Annotated in this window: 28 protein-coding genes; 13 read left to right on the forward strand and 15 right to left on the reverse strand. The window is 64.1% G+C overall.

What is annotated here, in order from left to right:
• Positions 1–105 precede the first annotated feature (105 nt).
• On the reverse strand, positions 106–1,527 hold the full coding sequence (locus ACZ1JV_RS19430; protein ID WP_465150133.1) for an acyl-CoA reductase: 1,422 nt from the start codon (positions 1,525–1,527) through the stop codon (positions 106–108).
• Positions 1,524–2,873 carry a hypothetical protein gene (locus tag ACZ1JV_RS19435; protein WP_465150134.1) on the reverse strand — a complete coding sequence of 450 codons (1,350 nt, stop codon included), beginning with the start codon at positions 2,871–2,873 and terminating at the stop codon, positions 1,524–1,526. Before ACZ1JV_RS19435 ends, ACZ1JV_RS19430 begins: the two co-directional genes overlap by 4 nt.
• 133 nt (positions 2,874–3,006) lie before the next feature.
• On the opposite strand from ACZ1JV_RS19435, the gene ACZ1JV_RS19440 reads away from it, so the two are divergent.
• The 3 genes from ACZ1JV_RS19440 to ACZ1JV_RS19450 all read left to right on the forward strand — a co-directional run bounded on the left by ACZ1JV_RS19440 (position 3,007) and on the right by ACZ1JV_RS19450 (position 5,880).
• Positions 3,007–3,675 (forward strand): TetR/AcrR family transcriptional regulator, encoded by a 669-nt coding sequence (locus ACZ1JV_RS19440; RefSeq protein WP_465150135.1) that lies wholly within the window; start codon positions 3,007–3,009, stop codon positions 3,673–3,675.
• Positions 3,676–3,707: 32 nt separating this feature from the next.
• Positions 3,708–4,613: an SDR family NAD(P)-dependent oxidoreductase gene (locus ACZ1JV_RS19445; protein ID WP_465150136.1), complete on the forward strand. Its 906-nt coding sequence runs from the start codon at positions 3,708–3,710 to the stop codon at positions 4,611–4,613.
• A gap of 364 nt (positions 4,614–4,977) precedes the next feature.
• Positions 4,978–5,880 carry an HpcH/HpaI aldolase/citrate lyase family protein gene (locus tag ACZ1JV_RS19450; RefSeq protein ID WP_465150137.1) on the forward strand — a complete coding sequence of 301 codons (903 nt, stop codon included), beginning with the start codon at positions 4,978–4,980 and terminating at the stop codon, positions 5,878–5,880.
• A 52-nt stretch (positions 5,881–5,932) separates the two neighbouring features.
• Here ACZ1JV_RS19450 and ACZ1JV_RS19455 read toward each other — a convergent pair whose 3' ends face one another.
• Entirely contained in the window at positions 5,933–7,303 is a 1,371-nt protein-coding gene (locus ACZ1JV_RS19455) for a M28 family peptidase (RefSeq protein WP_465150138.1), read from the reverse strand.
• Positions 7,304–7,556: 253 nt separating this feature from the next.
• Here ACZ1JV_RS19455 and ettA point away from each other — a divergent pair, with 253 nt between their 5' ends.
• From ettA to ACZ1JV_RS19470, 3 genes are all read left to right on the forward strand, one after another.
• On the forward strand, positions 7,557–9,230 hold the full coding sequence (gene ettA / locus ACZ1JV_RS19460; RefSeq protein ID WP_465135393.1) for an energy-dependent translational throttle protein EttA: 1,674 nt from the start codon (positions 7,557–7,559) through the stop codon (positions 9,228–9,230).
• A 201-nt stretch (positions 9,231–9,431) separates the two neighbouring features.
• Positions 9,432–10,439, forward strand: a complete 1,008-nt coding sequence (locus ACZ1JV_RS19465; protein ID WP_465135394.1) for an RcnB family protein — start codon at positions 9,432–9,434, stop codon at positions 10,437–10,439.
• Positions 10,440–10,537: 98 nt separating this feature from the next.
• The gene (locus tag ACZ1JV_RS19470) at positions 10,538–11,203 is read left to right on the forward strand and encodes a prolyl hydroxylase family protein (RefSeq protein WP_465150139.1); all 666 of its coding nucleotides are present in this window, start codon (positions 10,538–10,540) and stop codon (positions 11,201–11,203) included.
• Between the two features lie 7 nt (positions 11,204–11,210).
• Here the strand turns inward: ACZ1JV_RS19470 and ACZ1JV_RS19475 are convergent, their stop codons facing one another.
• Together ACZ1JV_RS19475 and ACZ1JV_RS19480 are read right to left on the reverse strand one after the other, a co-directional pair.
• Complete coding sequence (locus tag ACZ1JV_RS19475) at positions 11,211–11,741, reverse strand: DUF1003 domain-containing protein (RefSeq protein ID WP_465135396.1); 531 nt, start codon at positions 11,739–11,741, stop codon at positions 11,211–11,213.
• Between the two features lie 18 nt (positions 11,742–11,759).
• A complete protein-coding gene (locus ACZ1JV_RS19480; RefSeq protein ID WP_465150140.1) occupies positions 11,760–13,361 on the reverse strand; it encodes a lysine--tRNA ligase in 1,602 nt (533 codons plus the stop codon).
• 112 nt (positions 13,362–13,473) lie between these two features.
• Between ACZ1JV_RS19480 and ACZ1JV_RS19485 the strand changes: the two genes are divergently transcribed.
• The gene (locus ACZ1JV_RS19485) at positions 13,474–14,352 is read left to right on the forward strand and encodes a mechanosensitive ion channel family protein (RefSeq protein WP_465150141.1); all 879 of its coding nucleotides are present in this window, start codon (positions 13,474–13,476) and stop codon (positions 14,350–14,352) included.
• 82 nt (positions 14,353–14,434) lie between these two features.
• On the opposite strand, the gene ACZ1JV_RS19490 is transcribed toward ACZ1JV_RS19485, so the two are convergent.
• Both ACZ1JV_RS19490 and ACZ1JV_RS19495 read right to left on the reverse strand, forming a co-directional pair.
• Positions 14,435–14,740: a DUF2218 domain-containing protein gene (locus tag ACZ1JV_RS19490; protein WP_465150142.1), complete on the reverse strand. Its 306-nt coding sequence runs from the start codon at positions 14,738–14,740 to the stop codon at positions 14,435–14,437.
• Positions 14,737–15,507: a PadR family transcriptional regulator gene (locus ACZ1JV_RS19495; RefSeq protein ID WP_465150143.1), complete on the reverse strand. Its 771-nt coding sequence runs from the start codon at positions 15,505–15,507 to the stop codon at positions 14,737–14,739. The genes ACZ1JV_RS19490 and ACZ1JV_RS19495 overlap by 4 nt, the downstream gene beginning before the upstream one ends.
• A gap of 161 nt (positions 15,508–15,668) precedes the next feature.
• On the opposite strand from ACZ1JV_RS19495, the gene ACZ1JV_RS19500 reads away from it, so the two are divergent.
• Both ACZ1JV_RS19500 and ACZ1JV_RS19505 read left to right on the forward strand, forming a co-directional pair.
• Positions 15,669–18,389: an ATP-dependent DNA helicase gene (locus ACZ1JV_RS19500; protein WP_465150144.1), complete on the forward strand. Its 2,721-nt coding sequence runs from the start codon at positions 15,669–15,671 to the stop codon at positions 18,387–18,389.
• Between the two features lie 13 nt (positions 18,390–18,402).
• A complete protein-coding gene (locus ACZ1JV_RS19505) occupies positions 18,403–18,948 on the forward strand; it encodes a SixA phosphatase family protein (protein ID WP_465135402.1) in 546 nt (181 codons plus the stop codon).
• Between the two features lie 77 nt (positions 18,949–19,025).
• Here the strand turns inward: ACZ1JV_RS19505 and ACZ1JV_RS19510 are convergent, their stop codons facing one another.
• From ACZ1JV_RS19510 to rpmF, 5 genes are all read right to left on the reverse strand, one after another.
• Positions 19,026–19,454 carry a MerR family transcriptional regulator gene (locus ACZ1JV_RS19510; protein WP_465135403.1) on the reverse strand — a complete coding sequence of 143 codons (429 nt, stop codon included), beginning with the start codon at positions 19,452–19,454 and terminating at the stop codon, positions 19,026–19,028.
• A gap of 46 nt (positions 19,455–19,500) precedes the next feature.
• Positions 19,501–19,797, reverse strand: a complete 297-nt coding sequence (locus ACZ1JV_RS19515) for an integration host factor subunit alpha (protein ID WP_395333562.1) — start codon at positions 19,795–19,797, stop codon at positions 19,501–19,503.
• Between the two features lie 112 nt (positions 19,798–19,909).
• Positions 19,910–20,878, reverse strand: coding sequence for a beta-ketoacyl-ACP synthase III (locus ACZ1JV_RS19520; protein ID WP_465150145.1), 969 nt, complete (start codon positions 20,876–20,878; stop codon positions 19,910–19,912).
• The gene (gene plsX / locus ACZ1JV_RS19525) at positions 20,878–21,939 is read right to left on the reverse strand and encodes a phosphate acyltransferase PlsX (RefSeq protein WP_395333566.1); all 1,062 of its coding nucleotides are present in this window, start codon (positions 21,937–21,939) and stop codon (positions 20,878–20,880) included. The genes ACZ1JV_RS19520 and plsX overlap by 1 nt, the downstream gene beginning before the upstream one ends.
• 27 nt (positions 21,940–21,966) lie before the next feature.
• On the reverse strand, positions 21,967–22,146 hold the full coding sequence (gene rpmF, locus ACZ1JV_RS19530) for a 50S ribosomal protein L32 (RefSeq protein ID WP_031342399.1): 180 nt from the start codon (positions 22,144–22,146) through the stop codon (positions 21,967–21,969).
• A gap of 176 nt (positions 22,147–22,322) precedes the next feature.
• On the opposite strand from rpmF, the gene ACZ1JV_RS19535 reads away from it, so the two are divergent.
• Complete coding sequence (locus ACZ1JV_RS19535; RefSeq protein WP_465150146.1) at positions 22,323–22,715, forward strand: MAPEG family protein; 393 nt, start codon at positions 22,323–22,325, stop codon at positions 22,713–22,715.
• A 50-nt stretch (positions 22,716–22,765) separates the two neighbouring features.
• Here ACZ1JV_RS19535 and ACZ1JV_RS19540 read toward each other — a convergent pair whose 3' ends face one another.
• Together ACZ1JV_RS19540 and ACZ1JV_RS19545 are read right to left on the reverse strand one after the other, a co-directional pair.
• Positions 22,766–23,449 (reverse strand): MBL fold metallo-hydrolase, encoded by a 684-nt coding sequence (locus tag ACZ1JV_RS19540; RefSeq protein ID WP_465135406.1) that lies wholly within the window; start codon positions 23,447–23,449, stop codon positions 22,766–22,768.
• 53 nt (positions 23,450–23,502) lie between these two features.
• Positions 23,503–24,150, reverse strand: coding sequence for a S24 family peptidase (locus ACZ1JV_RS19545; RefSeq protein ID WP_465150147.1), 648 nt, complete (start codon positions 24,148–24,150; stop codon positions 23,503–23,505).
• Positions 24,151–24,249: 99 nt separating this feature from the next.
• On the opposite strand from ACZ1JV_RS19545, the gene ACZ1JV_RS19550 reads away from it, so the two are divergent.
• Both ACZ1JV_RS19550 and ACZ1JV_RS19555 read left to right on the forward strand, forming a co-directional pair.
• The gene (locus ACZ1JV_RS19550; RefSeq protein WP_465135408.1) at positions 24,250–24,438 is read left to right on the forward strand and encodes a hypothetical protein; all 189 of its coding nucleotides are present in this window, start codon (positions 24,250–24,252) and stop codon (positions 24,436–24,438) included.
• Positions 24,428–24,826, forward strand: a complete 399-nt coding sequence (locus ACZ1JV_RS19555) for a hypothetical protein (RefSeq protein WP_465135409.1) — start codon at positions 24,428–24,430, stop codon at positions 24,824–24,826. The genes ACZ1JV_RS19550 and ACZ1JV_RS19555 overlap by 11 nt, the downstream gene beginning before the upstream one ends.
• Positions 24,827–24,828: 2 nt before the next feature.
• Here the strand turns inward: ACZ1JV_RS19555 and ACZ1JV_RS19560 are convergent, their stop codons facing one another.
• Positions 24,829–25,767 carry a D-2-hydroxyacid dehydrogenase gene (locus tag ACZ1JV_RS19560; protein ID WP_465150148.1) on the reverse strand — a complete coding sequence of 313 codons (939 nt, stop codon included), beginning with the start codon at positions 25,765–25,767 and terminating at the stop codon, positions 24,829–24,831.
• A 61-nt stretch (positions 25,768–25,828) separates the two neighbouring features.
• On the opposite strand from ACZ1JV_RS19560, the gene ACZ1JV_RS19565 reads away from it, so the two are divergent.
• Positions 25,829–26,545, forward strand: a complete 717-nt coding sequence (locus ACZ1JV_RS19565; protein ID WP_465150149.1) for a TonB-dependent receptor — start codon at positions 25,829–25,831, stop codon at positions 26,543–26,545.
• The last annotated feature ends 5 nt before the right edge of the window (positions 26,546–26,550 follow it).

Consider the following 26,550-nt stretch of genomic DNA (forward strand, 5'->3'; position numbering starts at 1 on the left):
CCCTTTCCTGCTATTCACGCATTTTCAGCGTGAATAGCAGGATCGTGGCGGTGGGCCATCAGGCATGGTGCGGGTATCGCCCCGGCAATTCCCGCGCCAATTATCTCAGGCGGGCGCCTTGCCGTCTTCGTGCGCCATCCAGTGAACGAAGCGGTGGAGCGGGTACATCGCATCGTGCGGATTGCCGATGGTTGACGGCCCCGCCTCGCCCAGATGGACCACGCGCTGGGCACCGCCCGCCGCCAGCCGATCACGATAATCGGCCATGCGGTCGAATGGATAGAAGCCCACCGTCTGGGTGGCGACATTGATCCACTTCACGGCTTCGTCGAGGCTATCCACGCGTACGACATTGGCCGTCTTGTTGATCGGATGGAAATCGACCGGCTCGTCGGAGCGGATGACAAGCCCCTTGCCGTCGGTCCGCCCCCAGACGCCGTAGTCGTCGTCCATCAGCTTCATCGTATCGACCGCCTCCCGCATGTCGCGGTCGAGCGGGCGGAAGTCCCCGCTTTCGGCCGCGCGGCGGGCGATGTGGTGGTGCAGCCGCGCGCAGAAACGGTCCACTTCTTCCTCGCTGCCTTCCACGAACTGGAAGCGACTGGCGACGCAGGCCTCCTGGTTCAGCGTCATGACGTCAGCGGAGCAAAGGTCCGCCACGCGATCGACGGTATCCTCGTCCACCAGCCCCTCGCGCCCGACCATCGAGATTGAGGTCTTGGGATCGAAGGAAACCAGCTGAAAACCTGGCCCCAAATACTTGATAACATTGTTGATAGCGTCTCCGCCGCCCCAGGCGACGATCTTGTCGAAATACTGCGGGCGATAGAGCACGCGCTCGGTCGCATCGTCGCCGCCGCGCCAGTACACGGCCGACATCGAACGCACGATCGGGTGGTTCGCGTCGATATCCGCCATGGTCCGCAGGATCGCGACCATGGTGAAGGGATCCGCGCTGCTCATCTTGAACAGGTTCACGCCCTTCACCATCGAACCCTGCGCCACCGACTTCACGGCCACGCCCGGCGAATTGCCCGGCAATACGTGGATCAGGCGCGGAGCAAAAGCGCGCACGAAGCTCCTGCGGCCGGTGAAATCCTGCTTCGGCACCCATTCGTCGAGCGCGCGGGGATCGGGGAAATTCTGCTCCACTTCCGCCATGAGCACGCGCTTGTCGAGATAGGCGGCGGCATGGCGCGCGGTATTCTCGACAACGGCGCGCGGCAGGATGTGCGTGCGGCACATCCGTTCGATGCATTCCTGCATATGGTCGTTGTCGGAGGCGACGAGACGCTGGCCGGTTTCGACGAGGAAATCGATGATCTCCGCCAGCGGCACGTTGAGCAGCGGCGGCACTTCGGTGCGCGGCGGCACCGCGCGATCGAAAGGTATTTTAGGTGTCGCGAAGGTCACGCCAAGGTCACGCGACGTCTGGATCACGTCGGTACCATGTAGCACCTCTCCACGCAGGAAGAACGGTGCCGAAACAAGTTCTTCTGTTTCAGCATGTTGCGTTATAGAGTTCATGCTACACCTCGCACATAAGCGTCGACCGTGCCGGCACAGCCGATCTTGTCGTCACCTTCCAGATCCGCATAGCGGACGATGTTGTCACGGATCGAAGGGCCGTGGTTTCCGCACTTGCAGGGGCTGTAATCGAGCGAAATCCGGTCACCGGTAATCACCCCGCCCCAACGCCCGTCGAGCGAGAGATCGAAGAAAGCGGCGCGACCTTCCATTTCACCTGAAGTGTGGTCCAAAGCGTTGTCGCCCGACTTGTCGAGCAGCACCGGCACGATCCACGGCGGCACGTGATAGCGCCCGCCCTCGCGGCACTTGGGCATGCCCGAATTCAGTTCTTGCATCGAATAATTCTGGAAGTGGCGATCTTCCGGGATGTTGAAGGTATCGAACACATATTCCTGATAATCCTCAGGAAGTTGCGCACGCTTCAGCCCGCCGCCGACATAGATCGAGTTGTCCGGATCGAAATCGGCGCGGCCATACCCGGCATCGCGCACCGCCTTGGCCACCTGCCACAACCCGCTCCACAGGCCCGAAAGCTGAAGCTTGCGATGGCGGTTCTCGATGATGAACTGCGCCGTCGCCGGGATCGCATCGGCCACGGCCTTGGCACGCGCGGCGGAGGTTTCCTCGAAAGCGGCGATCTCATCGGGACGGGCAGTGCCCTCGGCGATCTTCTTGCGCATGACCACCATAGAGGTGAGCGAGCCCACGGTGATCGGCGGCACCGGATAGTGCCAGCGCGGCGCCGAAGGATCGGCAAATGCCTCATACTGCGCCTGCGCGATGGTGGCGTTCTTGGGCACCGTGGCGACCGGAGCACAGCCCACGATCACCCGGTCCTGCGCCGGAACCACGCCCGACCCCCAGGCGAAGACATTGACCGTATCGATCTTCGACCAGTCCATGTCCTTCTGCGAGGCGATCAGCATGGCCGACTTGCCGGTGGTGCCGCTGGAGCAGGAAATGAAGTGGCCCAGCGCCGCAAGCCGCTCGATCCAGTCGTCTATACCTTCGATGTTTTCGAGGTTCAGCCCGTCGATCGGATAGGGCGAGATCGTGCCGAGCCACTTGGTCAGCTTGTCCCACCGCTCTTCCATCAGGAAGCTCTCAGGATACGACTTGTAGGCCGTGTGCGGGAACAGCAGCGGCACCATGTCCGCGACGGATTCGATCTTCTCGATCCCGGCATCGCGAGCACGCAGGCTCAGCAGCTTGATACGGTCCTTGCGCTCCTGAAAACGCTCGTCGAGCGCGGCGACCTGCGTTTCGCGCAGTTCCTCCGCGCTGAAACTGAAGCGCTGCGGATCGGCGACCAGCGCCATGAGCTTGTCGGCGGCTTCACCCATTCGTTCTCTCCCAAATCCTGCCGGCCAAAGGTCGCGACTGGACGCCGGGCCTCGACTCGATTAATGGCAACTTGTGCGTATCATTATTCACGATTCTCTTGGCAGGGCAAGCGAGATCGGTTCCTATGGTTCGATGAGCGAGCCTGCCGACCTTATCGACACCCCTTCCCTTCCAACCAGCGCGCGCGCCGGGCGCCCCACGCGTGAACAAGCGCGCGCGCGGCACGAACAATTGCTGGACTGCGCGTTCGAGAACTTTCTGGACAAGGGTTACGAGCCCACCACGATCGAGGGGATCGCCGCCGAAGTCTCGATGACCAAGCGCACCGTCTATGCGCGCTATCCGGAGAAAGCCGCGCTGTTCCGCGCGGCGCTTCGCCGGGGGACCGAACGCCGCGCGGCCAGCCCCGCGCGGATAGAGGGGACGAGGGTGAAAGACCTGCAAGCCACTCTGATCAATATCGCCATGCTGCGCATCGAACTGGCCGGCACCGAGGAAGGCGTGAAGATGCAGCGCCTCATCAATACCGAGGCCTATCGCTTCCCGGACATCTTCCAGACGTATTACGAGATCGCCGCGCTGCCAACGGTCGAGTTCCTGGCCGCCATCCTGGCCGATGAAACCAAGGCCGGACGGCTTGCCGTGGACGATCCGACGCTGGCGGCCAATGTCTTCATGAGCATGGTGGTCAGCGGCCCGGTGCGTTTCCTCGTTTCCGGCAATGCGCTGAGCGAGGCGGACGTGCGCACCCGCGTAGATTTCGCGGTTCGGCTGTTCCTCAAAGGGGCGGAGCCGCGCTGACGGTAAACGAACACAATGGGAGAGAAGCGGGAATGTCCGGAAACACGGAACCGATACAAGCGCCACAACGCCAGCGATGCGTCGTCCTGACCGGGACCAGTTCCGGCATCGGTCTGGCAAGCGCGAAGGCTTTCATCGGCATGGGCTGGCATGTGATCGGCACCGGCCGCGACGAGGCGCGCTGCGAGGATGCGGCCGGGCAGATCGCCGCTGTTGCCAGAAATGGGGGCCGCGTGGACTTTCTTCGCGGGAATTTCAATGAGATGAGTGACGTACTTCGCATCGCGCGTGAGATCGCGGACCTGACCGATCGCGTCGACGTGCTCGTCAACAATGCCGGTGGCGTGCGTGATGGGCAATATCGCACCTCGGAAGGGCTGGAGGCGACATTCGCTGCCAATCACCTCGCCCCGTTCCTGCTGACGCGCGAACTCATGCCGCTGCTGGAGCGCGCGGCGGGGGAATGCCCGCCGGGGTTGGTGCGCGTCATCGCCGTATCCTCGGCCGGGCACGCAGCCTGTCAGGGCATGCGGTGGTACGATCTCAACATGGACACCGCGTTCGACGCCAACGCGGCCTATTGTCAGGCCAAGCTGGCCAACCTGCTGTTCGCACGCGAACTGGATCGGCGCGTGAGGAACCGGGGCGTGATCTCGCTGGCGATGCATCCGGGCCGCGTCGCGTCCAATTTCGCCATCCATGCCGACAAGAAAATGCAGGCATGGATGGCCGCGAACGAAAGCGTGCCGTCCGAACAGCCCGCGCGCACGATCGTTTGGCTGGCGACTGCGGTGGAACTGGGCGGCATGGGCGGCCGCTATTTTCATGAACTGGCGGAAGAGACGCCCGCGCCGCAGGCCCTGGACGATGCCGCCGCCGCCAAGCTGTGGAGCGAAAGCGAAAGGATGCTCGGCCGTATCCTCGCCACCACGAACTGACTGCCTTTTTCGGAGAATTGCCGCCCCGTAACCGCGCCGCTCGAGGGTTTATGATGGGCGCGTGTACGGGGCGGCGAGTTGCGACCCGGTCGTTTGTCGTCATTTTATACGCGGAAAGGGGAATTCCGCGCCTTGTCCCGATCGCCAAGGCAGCAGGCGATCGCTGGTGACAAGGGCAAGTATACGCCCCCAGGCAATCGATTACATCTGGACTTTAGGCCAATGTAATAACCCTCATATGGTGGACCACCGGTAAGCAACCGTGATTACCCCGCCAAGGTATCGCCCACGGGCAATGCTCCCGCTTGACCGGAGCAGCCCCCTCACGCCAAGGAACCCGTCCGCTGCCGAGGAGCCCGACAGGATGACCGCTACCCACAATGATCGCCCGAATGATCGCCCCAAAGATCGCCCCCGGCGCAGCGCGCTCTATCTGCCCGCGTCGAATGAGCGGGCCATCGCCAAGGCGCGCACCCTGCCCTGCGACATCGTGATCCTGGACCTTGAGGATGCCGTCTCGCCGGAAAGCAAGGATGCGGCACGCGATGCGGCGGTGAAGGCGGTTTCGGAAGGCGGTTTCGGCCACCGCGAAGTGGTGATCCGCGCCAACGGGCTGGACACCGAATGGGGCGCGGCGGACCTTGCCGCGATTGCCGGTTCGCCGGCCGATGCCGTGCTGGTGCCCAAGGTCAACGATGCCGCAGACATCGCCCGCTATGAGGAAGCGCTGGCCGGCGCACCGCCGCACATGCGCCTTTGGGCCATGATCGAAACCTGTGCGAGCGTGGGCAACCTGCCCGCCATTGCCGCCATGGCGCAGACGACGCGGCTTTCGCTCTGGATCATGGGAACCAACGATCTCGCCAAGGAAATACGCGCGCAGCTTACGCCATGCCGCACGCCGTTCCTGCCGATTTTCTCCATGGCCGTGGCTGCCGCCCGCGCGCACGGCGTTTCCATTCTCGACGGCGTCTGCAACGAGTTTCGCGATATCGATGCCTTCGAGGCGGAAGCGCGTCAGGGTCTGATGTTCGGTTTCGACGGCAAGAGCCTGATCCACCCCGCGCAAGTCGAACCTTGCAATGCGGTGTTCTCACCCGGCGAGGCAGATCTGGCATGGGCTCACAGCGTGATCGAGGCTTTCGCCCTGCCCGAAAATCAGGGCAAGGGCGCGATCCGCGTCGATGGCAAGATGACCGAGCTGCTCCATCTCGATCAGGCCCGCCGTCTTGTTGCCGTGGCGGAACAGATCGCGACGACTGGCTGACACGAAAAAGGGCGGGAATGCCCGCCCTTTCCCTTCGTTCAAATGGCGCGCGTCATTCGCCGTGGGCCGGAACCTTGGCAATCTCGCCCGCCTCGTTGGCGACGACCTTGAGCACCGCCGTCCAGGCATCGACGTTCTGCTGAAGCGCGGCCGGGTCCACCTTGTCCAGCGTATCGTCGGGCGTGTGGTGCAGGTCGAAATAGTGGGTGCCGTCCTGCCCCAGATCGATCACCGCCAGATTCTGCGCCTGAATGATTCCGGACACGTCCTCACCGCCATCGGCCGCGCCGGCATGCGGGGTGATGCCCATCGGCCAGAGCGCCGCTTTCACCTTGTCCACCATGGCCTGATTCTGCTGTGCGGCGGAGAACTTCACCTGCCACACCCTGTCTGCGCCGAAGTCGCTTTCCATTGCCAGCGCATGCGGCTCGGCCCCGTGCATCCGCACATAGGCCGCATTGCCGCCATTGCTCAGGCCCATTTCCTCGTTACCGGCCCAGAGCACGCGGATCGTGCGCAGCGTCTGCCCGTCCTTCTGCGCGGCAAGCGCGGCGGCAGTCACGATCGCACAGCCCGAGGCATCGTCGATGGCGCCGGTCCCAAGGTCCCAGGAATCGAGGTGGCAGGCCACCACGATCTTAGGCAGCGAGGGATCGCGCCCCGGCAGTTCGGCGATGACGTTACCCGAAGGCGCGTTGGGGAACGGCTTGCCCGCCAGCGTCAGGTCGATCTTCATCGGCTGTCCGCGCTTGGCAACGCGCGCGATCAGATCGGCATCGGGGTTGGAGACGGCGCCAGCCGGGATCGCGGTGATGCCCTTCGGGAACACGGTCACGCCGGTGTGCGGATTGCGGTGGCTGTCCGTGCCCGCCGAGCGGATGACGATGGCAGAGGCGCCCTTCTGCGAAGCCAGCGCCGGTCCCTTGCGACGCACATCGCCATAGGGGCCGTAGCCGGAACCATCCTGCGCGGCACGCATGGCGTGGTCTACGAAGGCGATCTTGCCCTTCAGCGAGCCATCGGGCGCGGCCTGCAAGGCGGCCAGCGTCGGGAAATAGACCAGTTCCGCCTTGAGACCGCCCGCCGGCGTCGGCACCGACATGCCCAGCGCCGCAATCGCCAGCGGTTGATGATACGGCGCGGTCAGCACCGCCTTCTCCTCACCGCGCGTCCAGGCGAGCGTGGTGAACGGCTCCACCTTCACGTTCTGGAAGCCCAGCGCCTTCAGCTTGGCATCGGCCCATACCCGTGCGCGGCCTTCCGCGTCCGACCCGGCGATACGCGGGCCGATCTCGGTCGTCAGACCCTCGACGATGTCCCAGGCCACGCCCGAACCTTCCGTCGGCGTTGCGAATGCGGGAGCAGCGACAAGCGCGGCGGCGGAAGCGGCGAGAAGCGCCGCGCGGGTGAATGTGCGTTGCATCTCAACTGGCTAGCCCGGCTTTTTCGTTCTGCCAACGGGGCCGTCGTGAAAATTGGGAAAGCTTTCCCGAACCGTTCGAACACACTCTTGAAAAATGCCGGTCGGCGCCCGACTTGGAGGTTTCGTGTCAGGCGGGACGCCGCACGCGCCGGTTCCCCGCCCCTGCCCTTGGCAACGCGGGCGCGCGCCTGTAGAGCGGCGCCCAAGACACCCGACATTTCGATCTTACAGACTTTCCATCCAGAGGAATCCGATGGCCGCGCAATACGCCTTCGTCATGAAGAGCATGACCAAGACCTTCCCCGGCGCCCAGAAGCCGGTGCTGAACGACATCAACCTGCAGTTCTATCAGGGTGCCAAGATCGGCATCGTCGGCCCGAACGGCGCCGGTAAGTCGACCCTGATCAAGATCATGGCCGGTATCGACACCGATTTCACCGGCGAAGCCTGGGCGGGTGAGAACATCTCCGTCGGCTACCTGGAGCAGGAACCGGAACTCGATCCGACCAAGACCGTGCTCGAGAACGTCAAGGACGGCGCGCGTGCGACCGCCGACATGGTCGATCGCTTCAACCAGATCGGCATGGAAATGGGCGAGGAAGACGCCGATTTCGAAGCTCTCGGCGCCGAGATGAGCGAGCTGCAGGACAAGATCGACGCGGTCGATGGCTGGACGCTCGACAACCAGCTTGAAATCGCGATGGAAGCGCTGCGCTGCCCGCCGGGCGACTGGCCCGTCGACAAGCTTTCGGGCGGTGAAAAGCGCCGCGTGGCCCTTACCCGCCTGCTGATCCAGAAGCCGTCGATCCTGCTGCTCGACGAACCGACCAACCACCTTGACGCCGAATCCGTCGAATGGCTGGAAAACCACCTGAAGGAATACGCGGGCGCGGTGCTGATGATCACCCACGACCGTTACTTCCTCGACCACGTGGTGGACTGGATCCTCGAACTCGACCGCGGAAAGTACTTCCCCTACGAAGGCAACTACTCGACCTACCTCGAGAAGAAGGCCAAGCGCATGGAGCAGGAGGACCGCGAGGAATCCGGCCGCCAGAAGGCGCTCAAGGACGAGCTGGAGTGGATGCGGCAGACCCCCGCCGCCCGCCAGACCAAGTCGAAGGCGCGTATCCGCAAGTTCGAACAGCTTCAGGAAGCACAGGCCGGCCGCAAGCCCGGCAAGGCGCAGATCGTCATCCAGGTGCCTGAGCGTCTGGGCGGCAAGGTCATCGAGGTGAAGGGCATCTCGAAGGCGTTCGGCGACAAGCTGCTGTTCGAAGACCTGTCGTTCATCCTGCCGCCGGGCGGCATCGTCGGCGTGATCGGCCCGAACGGCGCCGGCAAGTCCACGCTGTTCAAGATGCTCACCGGCAAGGAAACCCCGGACGAGGGTACGATCGACATCGGTTCGACCGTGCACCTGGGCTTCGTGGACCAGAGCCGCGATCACCTGGACCCCAAGAAGAACGTCTGGGAGGAAATCTCCGACGGGCTCGATTACATGAAGGTCAACGGCCACGACATGTCGACCCGCGCCTATGTCGGCGCGTTCAACTTCAAGGGTGCGGACCAGCAGAAGAACGTCGGCAAGCTTTCGGGCGGTGAGCGCAACCGCGTGCACATGGCCAAGATGCTGAAGGAGGGTGGCAACGTCCTCCTGCTCGACGAACCGACCAACGACCTTGACGTCGAAACGCTGGGCGCGCTGGAAGAAGCCATCGAGAACTTCGCGGGCTGCGCCGTGGTCATCAGCCACGACCGCTTCTTCCTCGATCGCCTCGCGACTCACATCCTGGCGTTCGAGGGCAACAGCCACGTCGAATGGTTCGAAGGCAACTTCGAGGCTTACGAAGAAGACAAGCGCCGCCGCCTTGGCGATGCGGCCGACCGTCCGACCCGTCTTGCCTATAAGAAGCTGACGCGCTGAACTTAGCGATTTAGCTGACAAAAAGCTGACAAAAAAGACCGCCGTCCGGCTTTCCGGGCGGCGGTTTTGTTCATTTTGAAAACTCATATTATGAACGAATGGCAACAGCCCGGTTCACGGATTCGACAGCACGCTTCGCATATCCAAAGCCTTAGGATAAGCCGTGAAGGGGTGCGGCAAGTCCGGTTTTGGAGACCGGAAATGTTTACGAAGGGTACGACACTGAAGACCAAGTTCCTCAAGAGCGCCGGTGCGGCAGGTGCCATGGCGGTGGTGCTGACGGCGCTGGCAAGCCCGGCCATGGCCGACGATCGCCCGCGCTCCAACACGCGCCCGGAAGTCAACGGCCGCGAAGGCCGCAGCGCGCCCCAGCCGCGCCCCGCCCCGCAGGCGCAGTTCCGCCCGCAGATGCAGCAGCAGGCCCGTCCGCAAGCTGCGCCGCAGGGCCAGCCGCAAGCGCAGCCGCGGCCTGAGCATGCATGGTCGGGCTCCCGGCCGCAGGCGCAGGCTCCTCAGCAGGCACGCCCCCAGAACCGTCCCGACTGGAACGGCAATCGCGGCAACGACAACCAGCGTCCGCCTCAGAACCCCAGTTGGGCCGGACGTCCGCCGCAGCAGGACAACCGCGGCCCGAACGACCGTGGCCCCGGTTCCGGCCCCGATCGTCGCCCCGACTGGGCGCAGAACGGCAATCGTCCCGGCGGGTATAACCCCGGACGTCCCCCGCAAGGCGGGAACAATCCCGGGCGACCGCCGCAGGGCGGGTACAACCCCGATCGCCCGTCTCCGGGCGGCCCCGGTCGCCCCGGCAATATCGCGCCGGATCGCAACCGCCCGTCCTGGCAGGGCAACAATCCTTCGTGGAAGGGCAATGGCTCGCGCTGGAGCAACGACGACCGCCGCTGGAACAACAACTGGCGTCAGGATCGCCGCTATGACTGGCGCGACTATCGCAACAGCCATCGAGACGTCTATCGCGGCCGGCCGTACTATTCGCCCTATCGCGGCTACGCCTATAGCCGCGTGAGCATCGGCTTCACGCTGGGATCGCTGTTCTACGGCAGTTCCTACTGGCTGGACGATCCGGGCATGTACCGCCTGCCGCCGGTCTACGGTCCCTATCGCTGGGTCCGCTATTACGACGACGTGCTGCTGGTGGATGTCTACACCGGCGAGGTGGTCGATGTGATCTACGACTTCTTCTGGTAACGCCTTGATGCCTCCCGAAACTGCGGTTCCGGGAGGCATTTTCGCAGCATCCTCTCTGCGGATTGATCTTGCCCGCCGCTAGGTTAGTCTACCCGTCAATGCGGGGAGAACGACATCCGGACAGTGAGGCGCTTGCGCGGATCGGCGCCGACGTTCGCAGCCGCCTATCGCGCCTGCAATCGGTCCACCGCGCGCCGGTGGACGGTGCCGAAATCTATACCGTAGACAACTTCATAGCCGCCGAAACCTGCCGCTGCCTGACCGGGCTGATCGACGATGTCGCCTGCCCGTCCCGTCTGGTGGAGGAAGATGACTGGGCCGGCTATCGCACCAGCTATTCGGGGGACATAGACCCCGCCGATGCCACGGTGCGCGCGCTGGAAGGGCAGCTCAGCCGCCTTACCGGGCTGGATGCTGCCCGCAGCGAATGCGCGCAAGGCCAGCGCTACCTTACCGGCGAATACTATCACGAGCATTGCGACTGGTTCGACACGGCCGCCGCATACTGGCCCTATGAGGACGGCAATGGCGGCCAGCGCAGCTGGACGGCGATGATCTACCTCAATGCCGTGGAGGAAGGCGGCTATACCGACTTCACCAAGCTGGGCCTGCGGGTCCGCCCCCGGCCCGGCACCCTGCTGCTCTGGAACAACGCCTGCCCGGATGGATCGCCCAATCCATGGACCTTGCACGCCGCGCGCCCGGTGGAGCGCGGCGTGAAATACGTGCTCACCAAATGGTACCGCGCGCGCAACTGGCAGTGAGCGCCGCTCAGCACTCCTCGCCGTCTTCAACCGCCTGCCGCGTCTCCAGATACTCGAACAAGTGATCGAAGCGCCGGTGCAGCCGGATGATTTCCAGCTGCGTGCGCAAGTTCACTTCGTAATCGTGGCGGGCGGTGATGCGATCTTTGTCCGACTGGCGGTTCTGGCTCATCATGATCACCGGCGCCTGAATCGCCGCCAGCATAGAGAGCATCAGGTTCAGAAAGATGTAGGGATAGGCATCGAAGGGCTTGATGCCCAACATCTGAAGCACGCTGGAATTCAGCAGCATCCACGTGAACAACACCACCGCGAATGCGATGATGAACCCCCAGCTGCCGCCCACCGCCGCCACCTTGTCGGCAATGCGGTCGGCATGGGAGGCGTGCATCGCCGCCAGTTCATCGGCATCCGGGCCGACCAGCGTGCCCGCCGCCAAGCGGTCGAGCACGCGGCGATCCTCGGGATCGAGTTCGTCCAGCTTGCGCCCGAGGAGTTCTTCGGCAAGTTCCTCGGGCGTTCGCGGATTTTTACGCATTCAGGCTAGACTCCGACCTCAAGCGGCCGAAAGGGCCTCGGCAATCAGTTTGCGCGTTTCGGGCACGCCGTAAAGGGCGATGAAGCTGCCCATGCGGGGGCCCTGCGGCGAACCGAGCAGCGTTTCGTAAAGCGCCTTGAACCAGTCGCGCAGAGTCTCGAAGCCATAGGCCTCGTTCTTGCCGATTTCGTAGACGGCATTCTGCAGTTCTTCGGCAGAGGCACCGGCTCCGGCCTTTTCCAGCTGAGCATCCAGCACCTTGAGCGCCTCCGCCTCATTGGCAGTCGGCGCACGGCGCTTCAGGGTCGGTGCAATGAAGTCGCGGTTGGTGGCCAGCGCGGCGCGAACCATCTCGCCCAGTTCCGGGTGCGCTTCGGGACGGGCGTCCTCGATATAGTTGCCGAGGTAGGACCAGACCTGCTCCGCCGTGGCATCCGCGCCCAGCACGCCGACGAGGTTGAGCAGCAGCGAGAACGTCACCGGCACGGTATCGCCCGCGCCCTCACCTTCGCCGCTGGCGCGCAGCAGATGCCAGACGGGGTTGCCAAGCTGCTTGTCCAGCGCCTGATCGGCCAGATTGCCGCGGAACTGCCAGTACTCGTCAACCGCCTTGGGGATCACGCCGACGTGAAGCTGCTTGGCGCTCTTCGGCTCGCGGAACAGGTAGAAGCCCAGCGATTCCTCGGTGCCGTACGTCAGCCACTGCTCGATGGTGAGGCCGTTGCCCTTGGACTTCGAAATCTTCTCACCGTTCTCATCGAGGAACAGCTCGTAGATCAGCCCTTCCGGCTTCCGGCCGCCCAGCACCTGCACGATCTTGCCCGACTGGGTGACCGAATCGGTAAGATCCTTGCCACACATTTCGTAGTCGACGCCCAGCGCATACCAGCGCATCGCCCAGTCGACCTTCCACTGCAGCTTGGCCTTGCCGCCGAACACCGACTGTTCGACGACCGAGCCGTCCTCGTCGGTGAAGCGGACCATGCCGGTGGCCGGGTCGATCACTTCGACCGGAACCTGCAACACCACGCCGCTGGTGGGCGAGACCGGCAGGATCGGCGAATAGGTCTTGCGGCGCTCCTCGCGCAGCGTCGGCAGCATGATGTCCAGAATGCCCTGGTTGCATTCCAGCACACGGGTCAGCGCGGCATCGAATGCGCCCGAGTTGTAGCGATCGCTGGCCGAGACGAATTCGTAGTCGAAGCCGAAACGGTCGAGGAAGTCGCGCAGCATCGCGTTGTTGTGATGCGCGAAGCTTTCGTGCGTGCCGAAAGGATCGGGAATGCGGCTGAGCGGCTTGCCGAGGTTGGCGGCCAGCACTTCGCCACCCGGAATGTTGTCCGGCACCTTGCGCAGACCGTCCATGTCGTCCGAAAACGCGACGAGGCGCGTCGGCGCTCCGCCGGTCAGCGCTTCGTAGGCGCGGCGGACCAGCGTGGTGCGCAGCACTTCCTGGAACGTGCCGATATGCGGCAGGCCCGAGGGACCGTAACCCGTCTCGAACAGCACCGGCTCTCCACCAGGTTTACCATTCGGGAAACGCTTGAGCAGCTTCTGGGCCTCCTGGAAGGGCCAGGCCTTGGACACGCGTGCGGCTTCGATCAGGGCTTGTTCAGTCATGCGCGCGCTATGACGCGAATTTGCCGCATTTCGCAAGCGCGAAGCTATGCGGGGAACCACTGGAACGGGAACCCGTTCTGAATCCCTGGGTCGAAAAAGGACATATTACGCCGTGAAGTACGTCGACACCCTGCAAAGGCAGCTCGAAAGCATGGCCGATAGCTTCGTGCAGGCCCTCCCCAGTCTGGTGATCGCGCTGATGGTGCTGGTCATCACCTGGGCCGTCGCCCGCTTTGCCGTGCGCATCGCCGATAAACTGACCGGCCGCACCAGCATCCGCAACGATCTGAAGCAGTTGTTCGATACACTCGTCCGTTTGTTGGTCTGGATCTTCGGATCGCTGATCGCGCTGACCGTGGCCGTGCCCAGCTTCACGCCTGCTGGCGCTTTCGCCGGCCTTGGCGTCGGCGCGCTGGCCATCGGCTTCGCGTTTCAGGACATCTTCGAGAACTTCCTGGCCGGCGTGCTGATCATGCTGCGCGACAAGATGAACATCGGCGATTCGATCGACTGCAACAAGATCCAGGGCAAGGTGGAGCGCATCACCCTACGCGAAACGCATATCCGCCAGTTCACCGGCGAACTGACCGTCGTGCCCAACTCCATGCTGTTCAAGAACCCGGTCCGCATCCTGAATGACGAACCGATACGGCGCGACGAACTGGTCGTCGGCATTTCCTACGACGCCGATCTGGACCGCGCGGAAACCCTGCTTCGCGACGCCGTAAAGAGCGTGGAGGGCGTGGATTCCAGCAAGACCGTGCTGGTGGTGGCACAGTCCTTCAATTCCAGTTCGATCGATTTCCTGATCCAGTGGTGGGCCGATTCCAGCCCGCGCGACATGCGCCTTACCAAAAGCGATGCGATCAAGGCGATCAAGGCCGCGCTTGACGGTGAAGGGATAGAGATCCCCTACCCCTACGTCACCAACACCTTCAAGGAAGCACTGCCGATCGATCGCGCGCCTTTGCAAAGCAAGCGCGCCGCGTAATCCGCGCGTTCCCGGAACGGAAAACAAGATCGGCCCACCCTCCGGATGGAGAGCGGGCCGATGCTTTACCGGGATCAGCGGGTCACTGAGCCGCCGTTTCCTGCCACTGCCAGTCATAGGCCAGCGGCGCCTCGCGAAAGGCGAAGCGGTCGATATGGCGCGCGACCACGTCGGTCAGCTGCTCCACATTGCCGCGATCCTCGCCAGTGATGGCGATGGCAATGCCCTCGTCATCGGCTGCCATCGTCGCCACCGCCTTGGGGAAAGTCACCGTGCCGGTGTTCCCTTCCACGACGGTTTCCAGCTTGTGGCTCCAGTGCTTGCAAAGCTGCAGCACGTACTTTGCGCCGTTCGGCGTTGCGACCTCAGCCGCGATCGTGTGGCTCAACCTTCGATCCTTTCGATCTTGCGGGTGGCTTCGTCCAGCGCATCGGCGATCTGCAGGATCACCTCGCGATTGCTGCCATCCTTGGAAAGGCGATCGTGCATCGCGGTTCTCAGCGCATGGATCGCGCGGCGGACGGGAGCGGGATCGACCTTGTCACGCGCTTCGGCCAGCAACGAAAGGCGGGCCTTCAGTTCCACGGCCTTTTCTGCGTCGGTTTCCGCCTGCGTGCGGCCTTCCTCGGTCGCCTGATAGGACTTGCGCGCGCCGCCCTCGGCCTGCGCCGCGATCAGCCCCGCTTCTTCCATATAAGTGAGCGCGGGGTAGACCACGCCCGGGCTGGGCGCATAGTCACCGCCCGAAAGCGTTTCAATCTCGCGGATCAGTTCATAGCCGTGGCGCGGAGCCTCGACGATCAGCGCCAGCAGCAGAACCTGCAGTTCGGCCTGATCGAACAGACGCTTACGACGTCCGCCGCCCATGCGGCCGCCACCGGGGCCAAAGCCGCCGAAACCGCCGCCGAAGCCCTCACCCCGGCCGCCACGACCACGCCCACGGCCGCCGGGAAAACCCTCGCCGAAATCGTCGCCATCACGGCCGAACGGGCCGCGCTCCATACCGAAGCCGCCGCGACCGCGCATACCGCGCGGACCGACACGATCACGGCCGAAGCCTTCGCCCTCAAAACCTTCGCGGTCTCCGTTACGTTCGGTCCCGCGTTCGCACCCGCGGCCATGGCCGCGTCTGTGGTGGAAGTTCATCATTTTCATCTCTCTGTGTGTCTTCATGATGGCCACAAGATATATCTTAAAACAGACTTCGCAAGAGGTAAAAATATATCTTGATGCATTTTACGATGAAGCGAATGGATTCTGACGAAACCTGCCGCCGCACGGTTCCCCTCGCTGCCCACCGCGCCTAAGACGGGACGATGGTCGCCCTCCCCCTTCCTGCGCTTCACGCCAGCCATGCCGGTTCCTGGCTTCGGGAAGGCTCGGGCGCGACTCGCCCGGTGTCGAAAGGGGAATCCGTCACGGCGGCTGCCGATACGCCGCTGCTGATCCTGAATGCCCCGCTGGTGGCGACGCGCCTTGGCTATCCCGACTTGTCCGGGCTGGATCTGCTGGAACTCTTCGCCTTCATCCATCCCGCGCGCTTCGTGGTGCCGACGCCCAAGGGCCTGGCCCACGCGCTGGGTCTCGAAGAGCCGAGCGGCGACGCCGACGTGCCGCGCCTGCTGCAGGAAGCGGCCGGCGCGCTGCTGGAAACTTGCGAAAGCCCCAACTGGGCCGAACGCGAAGGCGCATGGACCGGGCTGCAATCGTTGGTCCGCATGCGCTGGCCATGGTCCACGCTGCTCAGCGGCCGCATCGCCAAGCCGCAGCAGGCCGAACGCTGGCTGTTCACGCGGCTTCCCGAATGGGAGGAAAGCCCGGAAGCCCCTCAGCCCCGCCAAGTCACGCTCCAGCCCGCCGAAGTGCTGCAACGCCTTGCGCAGCTGACCGGAAGCAATGCCGAACAGCGCCAGAGCCAGCGCGCCTATGCGGTGGAGGCGTCCGAAGCCTTCGCCCCGCGTGAGGCGCGCGGACGCCCGCATGTGGTGCTGGCGCAGGCCGGCACCGGCATCGGCAAGACGCTGGGCTATCTGGCCCCCGCCTCGCTCTGGGCCGAACAATCGGGCGGAACCGTCTGGGTTTCGACTTATACCAAGGCGCTGCAACGCCAGCTCCGCAAGGAAAGCCGCCGCGCCTGGCCGGAGTACCGCCCGGACGGCAGCCAGCCCGTGGTGGTGCGCAAGGGGCGTGAGAACTACCTCTGCCTGCTGAACCTTGAAGACGCGCTGCAAGGCGGTTTTGCCGGGCGCGCTGCAATCATGGCGCAACTGGTGGCGCGCTGGGCCGCGTACTCGCAGGACGGCGACATGATCGGCGGCGACTTGCCGGGCTGGCTGGGCACGCTGTTCCGCCAGCGCGGCATCACCGCCCTCACCGACCGACGCGGCGAATGCGTCTATGCCGGCTGCCCGCATTTTCGGAAGTGCTTCATCGAACGGGCCACGCGGGCCAGCGTCGGAGCCGATCTGGTGATCGGCAACCATGCGCTGGTGATGATCAACGCCGCACGCGGGCGCGATCAGGCATCGCGCCCTACCCGCGTGGTGTTCGACGAAGGCCATCACGTTTTCGATGCCGCCGATTCGACCTTCGCCGCCGCGCTTACCGGCGCGGAGGCGATCGAACTGCGTCGCTGGGTAATCGGCCCGGAAAAGAACGCGCGCGGCCGCCGTCGTGGACTTTCAGCGCGTCTTGCCGATGTCGCCAGCTATGACGAGGCGGGCGCCAAGGCGATCACCGCCGCCGTCGCCGCCGCCGAAGCGCTGCCCGGCGACAGCTGGATGCAGCGCATCGTCGATGGCGCCCCGTCCGGCCCGCTTGAGGAGCTGTTCGCCGCCGTACGCGCCACCGTCTACGCCCGCGACGAAAGCGGCGGCCAGGAAGCCGGCTATGGCCTGGAAACCGAAGCAGCCGGCCTCGACGGCGCTTTTGTGGAAGCATCCGAGGCCGCGCGAGAATCGCTGGCGGAACTGCGCCAGCCCCTCATGCGCCTTAGCCTCAGGCTGGAGGCGCTGCTGGAAGACGGGCCTGACTGGCTGGACGGCCCCGGCCGCGCCCGCATCGAAGGCGCGCGCCATTCGCTAAGCTGGCGAATCGACCTGCTGGCGGCATGGGAAGCCCTGCTCGCCCGTCTCGCCGGGCCGGCCGATCCCGAATATGTCGACTGGCTGGCCCTCGAACGCTCCGAAGCGCGCGAATATGATACCGGCATCCATCGCCATTGGCTGGACCCGATGAAGCCCTTTGCCAGCGTGGTGCTGGAACCCGCGCATGGTGTCGTGATGACTTCCGCCACCTTGCGCGACGGCGACACATGGGATCAGGCGATCAAGCGCTCCGGCACGCCCTATATCGACGTCGCACCCAAGCTTTCCGAGCATCTGAGCCCGTTCGACTATGCCGCGCAGGCCGAAGTGTTGATCGTCAACGACGTGCCGCGCGGCGATATTCCCGCGCTCGCCGGCGCTTACGGCCGACTGATCGAGGCCTCGGGCGGCGGGGTGCTGGGCCTGTTCACCGCGATCCGCCGCCTGCGCGCGGTCCATGGCCGCATCGCCGATCGCTTGGCGCGCGGGGGCCTGCCGCTTTATGCGCAGCACGTCGATCCGATCGACACCGGCACGCTGGTCGACATCTTCCGCGACGATCCCAAGGCCTCACTACTCGGCACCGACGCCTTGCGGGACGGTGTGGACGTGCCCGGCCATTCGCTGCGTCTTGTCGTCATGGAGCAAGTGCCATGGCCGCGACCGACAATTCTGCACCGCGCGCGGCGCGTTGCCGGCGGTGGCTCCGCCTATGACGACAGCCTGATCCGCGCCAAACTGGCGCAGGCCTTCGGCCGGTTGATCCGCAGCCGCGACGACCACGGGCATTTCGTCGTATTGTCCTCCGCCTTCCCTTCCCGCCTGCTCAGCGCGTTCCCGCAAGGGACCCCGGTGCGTCGCATTTCGCTGGAGGAGGCCTTGCATCGCGTGGCGGCAAGTGTTTCAGGGGAAACCGTGAAGGACGGCGATCCCGTCCGCCCCCCAATGTGAGCGCATCATCCGCATGAAGACTCTCGGCATTTTCAGGCACGCCAAGTCCGACTGGAACGATGCGCGCCTGCGCGACTTCGACCGCCCGCTGAACAAGCGCGGGCGCAAGGGCGCGGCGCTGATGGGCTTGCATATCCGCGATCACAAAGTGAAGTGGAACCGCATCCTGGCCTCCCCCGCGGTGCGCGCGGCGCAGACCATCGAACTGGCGGAAGAAGCAGCCGGCGAATCGCCCCCGATCACCTGGGATCGCCGCCTCTATCTCGCCAGTTCCGCGACGCTGATCGACGTGCTGCGCGAACAGAAGGGCGATCCGCGTACGATCATGCTGGTAGGCCACAATCCGGGGCTGGAAGATGTGATCTTCGACCTCGTGCCTGATGACGGATCGAGCCCGATGCGCGACGTGGTGGAGGAGAAATTCCCCACCGCCGCCTTCGCGGTGATCGAACTGAACATCGAATCGTGGAGCGAGCTTACGGACGGCTGCGGACGGCTCGTTCACCTCACCCGCCCGCGCGATCTGGACCCCGAACTGGGCCCGCAAATCGAAACGTGAAACAAGGTCGGACAGGCGGGAGCAGCTTCCGATCCGACTGCGTCGGCTTGATTAGAAACCGCTCCAGACTGCGACCATCAAGCGGCCTGAAGTGCCTCTGCCAGATGCGCGCGGATGGCGCGCAAACGATCGATCATCTCGCTGCCGAAAGCCGCCGCCGGCGCGGATTGCACGGGCGAAGCGGGTTCGGTCGGTTCCACCGCCGGCATCGCGGGCGTATCGGCTTGCGCCTCGATCGCCTGACGCGCGCCGCGCAGCGTATAGCCCTCGCGGTGAACGAGACGGTCGATTTCCGCAATCAGCGCAATGTCTTCGGGACGGTAATAACGCCGGCCACCAGCGCGTTTGATCGGCTGAAGCGCGGGAAACTGCTCTTCCCAATAGCGCAGAACATGCTGCCGGACGCCAAGCGCCTTGGTGACTTCGCCGATGGTGCGGAGCGCCTGCGCGTCCTTTCCATCGTCGAAATGGGCGATTGAACGGGTTTTCCCCGTGCTGCCGGACATCAAACTGGCTCCTTTGGGCGTTGCCGCCCCGCGGGAGCGGCCTGAATCACAATTCCGCGATGCGATCCTTGAGCATCTGGCTGGCGCGGAATGTCATGACCCGGCGCGGGGTAATGGGCACTTCCACCCCCGTCTTCGGGTTGCGTCCCACACGCTCGCCCTTGTCTCGCAACAGGAAAGTACCGAAGCCGGAGATCTTCACGTTCTCCCCCTCGGTAAGTGCTTCCGACATATGCTGAAGAATGGCTTCAACCATCCCGAGCGACTCGGACCGAGAAAGGCCCAGCCGCCGGTGAATGGCTTCGGCGATCTCCGCTCTCGTCAGTGTTTCTGTGGAGCGCATCAAAACCGCATCCCCTTCGAGCCCTAACCCCCATGACGATAATATGAAAAAATGAGGGAAAAGCAATGCTCGAGGCAGTAAACGCCGCGATAGTGTAAAGCGCCGCGCAAATTTACATGCGGACCAGGCTGGCGCCCCATGTAAAGCCGCCGCCCATGGCTTCCAGCACGACCAGATCGCCCTGCTTGATTCGCCCGTCACGCACGGCCTGATCAAGGGCTAGCGGGACCGAAGCGGCGGAAGTATTCGCATGCTGGCCAACGGTCTTCACGACCTTTTCAGCCGGCATGTTCAGCTTCTTCGCAGTAGCATCCAGGATCCGGGCATTGGCCTGATGCGGCACCAGCCAGTCGATATCCTGCGAAGAATGGCCGGTTTCAGCGAGCACTTCTTCAAGCACTTCAGCCAGATTCACCACGGCGTGGCGGAATACTTCGCGGCCCTTCATGCGCAGCTTGCCCACGGTGCCGGTGGTCGAAGGACCGCCATCGACGTAGAGCAACTGGTTATGCGCGCCGTCTGCATGGAGGCGGGTGGCCAGAACGCCACGCTCTTCAGTGCCGTCCTGCTCCTGCGCTTCCAGCACGATGGCGCCGGCGCCATCACCGAACAGCACGCAGGTCGTGCGGTCTTCCCAGTCGAGAATGCGGCTGAAGGTTTCGGATCCGATCACCAGCGCGCGCTGGGCCATGCCCGAACGCAGCATCGAATCGGCTACGCCCACGGCATAGAGAAAGCCCGAGCAGACTGCCGCAACGTCGAAAGCGATACCGCCGCGGCAACCGAGATTGGCCTGAACCAAAGTCGCGGTAGCCGGAAACGTCTGGTCCGGCGTCGCAGTCGCCAGTACGATCAGGTCGATCGCGGAAGCATCCATGCCGGCCGCTTCGATCGCCTTGCGGGCTGCATCGGTGGCCAGGCTGGAGGTGGTTTCGTCTTCAGCGGCGATGTGACGGTTGGAAATCCCGGTACGCTCGACGATCCACTCGTCGCTCGTATCGACCTTTTCCGCGAGTTCGGCGTTGCTGACCGCGCGGCGCGGCAGGGCTGAACCCGTGCCGACGATGACCGAACGGCGCATCAGGCGCTCTCTTCCTGGACGCGCGGCTTGCGCAAGGAGGCACCGCCCATGCGGGCAAGGTCAGCGGAGATCCGCTCGGTCACGTTTTCCTCCAGGAGCCGCGCGGTAACCGCCACGGCATTCGCGACGCCGGCAGCATTCGCGCTGCCATGGCTTTTCACGACGATACCGTTCAGACCCAGGAAAACCGCGCCATTATGATTATTGGGATCGAGATGGTGCTTCAGCAGTTCGGTCGCGGGTTTCGAGATCAGGAACCCGATCTTCGAACGCAACGAACTGGAAAAGCCACGCCGCAACAGGTCCGCCACGAAACGCGCCGTGCCTTCCACTGCCTTCAGGGCGACATTGCCCGAGAAACCATCGGTAACGACGACATCCATGTCGCCGCTTCCCAGCTTGTCGGCCTCGGTAAATCCGTCGAAGGACATCGACAGATCGCCAGCAGCCGCCTTGAGCATCGATGCAGCATCGCGCAGCATGTCGGTGCCCTTGGTCTCTTCGGAACCGATATTCAGTAGACGCACGCGCGGCTGCTCGCGCCCCGTGGCGACGCGGGCATAGGCAGCGCCCATGATCGCGAACTGCACAAGGTTGCGGGCATCGCACTCGGCATTGGCGCCAAGGTCGAGCATCACGATGTCGTTGTCGCCCAGCGTGGGCAGCAACGCAGCCAATGCAGGCCGGTCGATGCCGGGCATCGTGCGCAACGCCAGCTTGGAAATCGCCATCAACGCGCCAGTATTGCCGGCACTGACGGCGGCGCCGGCATCACCTGCCTTCACCGCCTCGATAGCGCGTCCCATCGAGGTACCCTTGGCCCGGCGCAACGCCTGGCTGGGCTTATCCTCGCCACTGATAACGCCCTCCGTATGGAGGATCTCGGAGCTGGCCCTGAGGTTGGGATGATTTTCCAGCGCGGTTTTGATCCGCGCTTCATCCCCCACCAACAGGAACTTGAAACGTTCATGACGACGGCGCGCGAGCGCAGCGCCTTCAATCATGACGCGCACGCCCTCGTCGCCGCCCATCGCATCGATCGCGATACGCGGCAGACTCATGGCACTCTCCGAGACTCGTTCGTGGTCTTAGACTTCGACCGCGACGATCTCACGACCGTTGTAGTGGCCGCAAGCGTTGCAGAGGTTGTGCGGACGCTTCAGCTCGCCACAGTTCGGGCATTCGTGGAAAGCCTCGACCTTCAGCGCGTCATGGCTGCGGCGCATGCCACGGCGGGAAGGGGTGGTCTTTCTCTTAGGGACAGCCATTTCGGCACCTGTTCCTGGAATAAATGAATGTCAAAAACGCCGCCGAGACCGTCATTACCCGGACCGGCGGCTTGCGAAGGCGCGCCTATAACCGATTTCTGACGAGTTGCAACCCGTTCCTCCCCGTCGCATGAACGCAGAACATTCAAGTTCCCGGGATCGGAGAGAAACCCCGCATGATTCTTCAGACGACATTGTGCCTGGCAGCCGCGGCCGCCGTCATCACCTTCTGGCATATAGTACGTATCGGGCAAGTGCGCACCAGGGCAAAGGTGCTTCACGGCGATGGCGGCGACGTCCTGCTGAGCCGCCGGATGCGCGCGCAGCTCAATTTCGTGGAGAGCACGCCTTTCGTGCTGATCCTGGTCGCCGCGATCGAGATGACCGCCAAGGCCGGTGCCTGGCTCGCCATCGTCGGGTCGATTTTCATGCTGGGACGCGTGCTGCACGCCTTCGGGATGGATTCGGACCGCCCCCACCCGCTGCGCATGGCAGGCGTGGCCATCACCGTACTGACGCTGCTGGGCCTCGCCGTCGTGGCCGTGCTGATCGCGCTGGGGCGATTCTGATTCTCTTATAGGTATGGGGGCACCGGCGTTTCGGCCGGTGCCATCCTGCTTCAGGCCGGCAGGCCGCGCTCCAGCGCAGCGTCGCCGACAAAAGGATTGCTCCGGCGCTCATCGCCGAAAGTGCTGATCGGGCCATGCCCGGGCACGAAAGTCACATCATCGCCCAGCGGCCAGAGGCCCTGGGTGATCGAGTTCACCAGATCCTCCAGATTGCCGCGCGGGAAATCCCAGCGGCCGATGCCGCCGTTGAACAGCACGTCGCCCACCATGGCGAACTTGCTGGGCGCGTGGTGGAAGATCACGTGCCCCGGCGTGTGCCCCGGGCAGTGGACAACATCCAGCTCCAGCTCACCCACCGTCACCTTGTCGCCATTTTCCAACCAGCGATCAGGCTCGAACGTGTGCGCTTCCATATTCCAGCGCGGGCCATCATCGTTGAGCTGGGCGATCCAGAAGCGGTCTTCCTCCTGTGGCCCCTCGATCGGCACGCCCATTTCCTTGGCGAAGACGCCGGCCATGCCGCAGTGATCGAGGTGCCCGTGGGTGACGAGAATCTTCTCCAGCGTCACCCCGGTCTTTTCCAGCGCCTGCCGCAGCTTGGGCAGATCCCCGCCCGGATCCACGAAGGCCCCGCGCATCGTCTTGGTGCACCACAGAAGCGTGCAGTTCTGCTGAAGGGGCGTGACGGGAATGATCCCCACGCGCATCGGGCGGTCGTCGGCAGTATCGGTCATGCCTGCGGAAATGGCGGCAAGCCGGCCCGAATGCAACGCCTCTGGATGCGCCCCTAGATCCGGCCGCCCTTCCACACGACGCGCCCGATCACCGCCACTTCGTCCAGCCCGCACTCGATCGGGCGATAGGCGGGATTGTCGCTGATGAGCGCAATCCGCTCCGCCCCCAGCACCCCAACCCGCTTTACCAGCACCGCATCGTCCAGCCGCACAACGTGAATGCCTTCACGCAGCGGCTGCCAATTGCTGTCGACTAGGATCTCGTCGCCATGGCGCAGTGTCGGCTCCATCGAATCGCCCGTCACGGTGATTGCCGAAAGCGTATCGGGCCGCAGCCCCATCGACCGCAGCCAACGGTCTGAGAATCGCAGCGTTCCGAAAACTTCCTCCACCCCGGCATGAGCGCCCGGGCCGGCGGAGGCCCCAACTGCAAGGCGCGGAACATCCATCCAGCCGCCCTCGCCTCGAATGTTCTCGGCGCGGTATTTTTCCTTTACCTTGCCGAGCTCGCTTTCCTCCACGCCGAAGAATCGGGCCAAGGCACCGCGATCGGCCTCCTCCAGCTTCCGAGGGCTGCCTTTTCGGATGAACTGTTGGAGATAACTCGCATTCTTGCCGATCATGCGGGACAAGGCGGACAGGCTTACTCCCCGCCCATCGGCGAGTTCCAGCAGGCGGGCACGGGCGTCTGGGCTTTCCACAATGTAATCCTACGTGAAGGAAATTTCCTAGACAAGTAGGATTTCAGTTGGAACATTTGGCGAACAAAAGCCCCACCCCGTTAGGAGGACACCCGGAAAATGCTCCTGCGCCACATCGAAAATTTCCTGAGAATCACGCACATGCCCTGCACGAAGTTCGGCCGACTCGCTGCCCATGACCCTCGCTTCGTGGGCGACTTGCGCAATGGCCGCGTGCCGCGTGCGGGCACCGAAGCGCGCATAGAAAACTTCATGACCAGCTATCTGGAGGCCCGCCATGCACGCTGATGCTGCCCAGACCACATCGCCGCTCGACACCGCCCGCGCCGCCGCGCGGCAGGCCTTCGGTTCCGAAAGGCGCGCACGGGGCCCCTGGCTGGCGCTACTGTCGGAAGTCCTGACGCTGGCGGGGCACCACGCCGAATTCCGCCATCATGCTGAACGTCCGTGGAGCAGCGCGACCTTTTCGGGATCGCGCCACACCATCGCGCTGGAATTCACCGGGCAAGTGGCGGTGGACAGTGCCGAAGCGCTGATCGCCGCCCTGCCCGATCACGAATTCACGGTGCCCGGCCAATTGGTCGCCGACGCCACGATTGCCTCGGTCGGGCACGAAACCGGGCCGCCGCCGCATATGATCGTGGAAGTGGAACTGCTGCTGCTCGACGAAAGCTAGGTTCAATAACCCCGAGACAGGTCGACCACGTGCGCGAGCGATTCACCGCGCACGAATCGGCCCAGATTGTCCAGAAACCGCGCCGCCCCCCGCTGAAACAGCGCATCCTGCGCCCGGCCGGACAAATGCATCGAGACATGCACGTTCTCGCGCGACCAGAGGGGGTGGTCGGCGGGAAGCGGCTCCGGATCGGTAACGTCCAGGAATGCGCCGCCGAGATGGCCCGAATCGATGGCTGCCAGCAGCGCGTCCTGATCGATCACCGTGCCACGCGCGAAGTTGAGCAGCACTGCGCCCGGCTTCATTGCCGCAAGCTCCGCCGATCCGAACATGCGATAAGTTTCGGGGGTCGAAGGGACGATCAGGATCACCCAATCGAAGCGCCCCAGCGCGCCGCGCCATTCGTCCGGGCCGAGTTCGCCAGCACCGGCACGCCGACGGGCAACGATCACGTCAGCCCCGAACACCCGCAGGATTTCTGCGATCCGCCCGCCAATTTCCCCGGCACCCAGCACCAGCACTTTCGAATCGAGCAGTTCCGCCTTCCCCGGCGGTTCGGCCAGCCATTCATGGCGATCCTGCGCGCGCACCACCTGGCGCCAGCCCTTGGCCGTCGTCAGCATCCCCATCACCGCATATTCGGCCACGCTCTGCGCATGGATGCCTGCCCCGTTGGTGAGCGTGACGCCGCGCTCGCGAAACAGATCGAGCGGCAGCCAGTCCACGCCGGATGACATCGCAATATACCAGCGCAGCTTCTCCATGCGGGCAATCGCCTCGGCCGCGAGCGGCGGCCGTACCGGATCCAGCCATGCCAGATCGGCCCGCGGCGCCTTGGCGATGAGGTCTTCCTCACCCTCCCACCACAGCGCCTCCACACCATCCGGCAACTTGCCTTCCAGCAGCGCGCGGGACTGGGCATTTATGAGGGCGATGGTCATTGACAGGCTCCGGGGCAAGGTAACAACTTGATCAAGGCTGAAATTGGCAGGGGGAGCGGGCATGGCAAGACGGGAATGGGCATTCGCGGTTGCGTTTCTGGGGTCGATCGTCCCTGTCGGCGCAATGGCGCAGGACGAAGGATCGCAGGAAGTGGTCGTCACCGCCATGCGGCGCGATGCGGATGACTATTCGGCAGACATGCCCGCCGTGGGCCTGCGCCGCAAAGCCGACTTCGCCGTGGTGGAAGTCACCGTATCCGGCGACAGCCGCGACAAGGCGCAGCGGGAAAGCGAAATCTACGACATGATCCGCGGCGCCATCGCTGCCGCCCCGCGCGCCGGCGTGCAATTGGCTTACGGCGAACGCACGCTGCAACCGCTAACCGTGCAGAACTATCGCGAACTGTCGCTCCGCAACGATTCGCGGCCAGATAGCCAGCGCACCAGCTTCCTTGTGAAAGTGCCGCTGACGGGATCGACGGACGCACAAGGTGCACAAGCAGCGATCACCGCATTCGTCAAATCGGTGAAGCCGGTGGGCCGCGCCCTGATGAGCGAGAGCGACGACCTCTCGCTGTCGGTCGTCGCGCCGGACCAGTATCGCGGCCAGATCGCCGATGCCATCGCCGCCGATGCCAAGGCCATGGCGGCGCGCCTTGGCGATGGCTACGGCGTGGAGATCGAAGGCCTCAATCGGCCAGTGGAATGGGCACGCTCAGGACTCTCGGAAGTCCTGCTCTACATGCCCTATAAACTGACGGTCGTTCCCCGGCGGTAAAACGC

This window comes from Novosphingobium sp. BL-S-19, assembly GCF_055521675.1.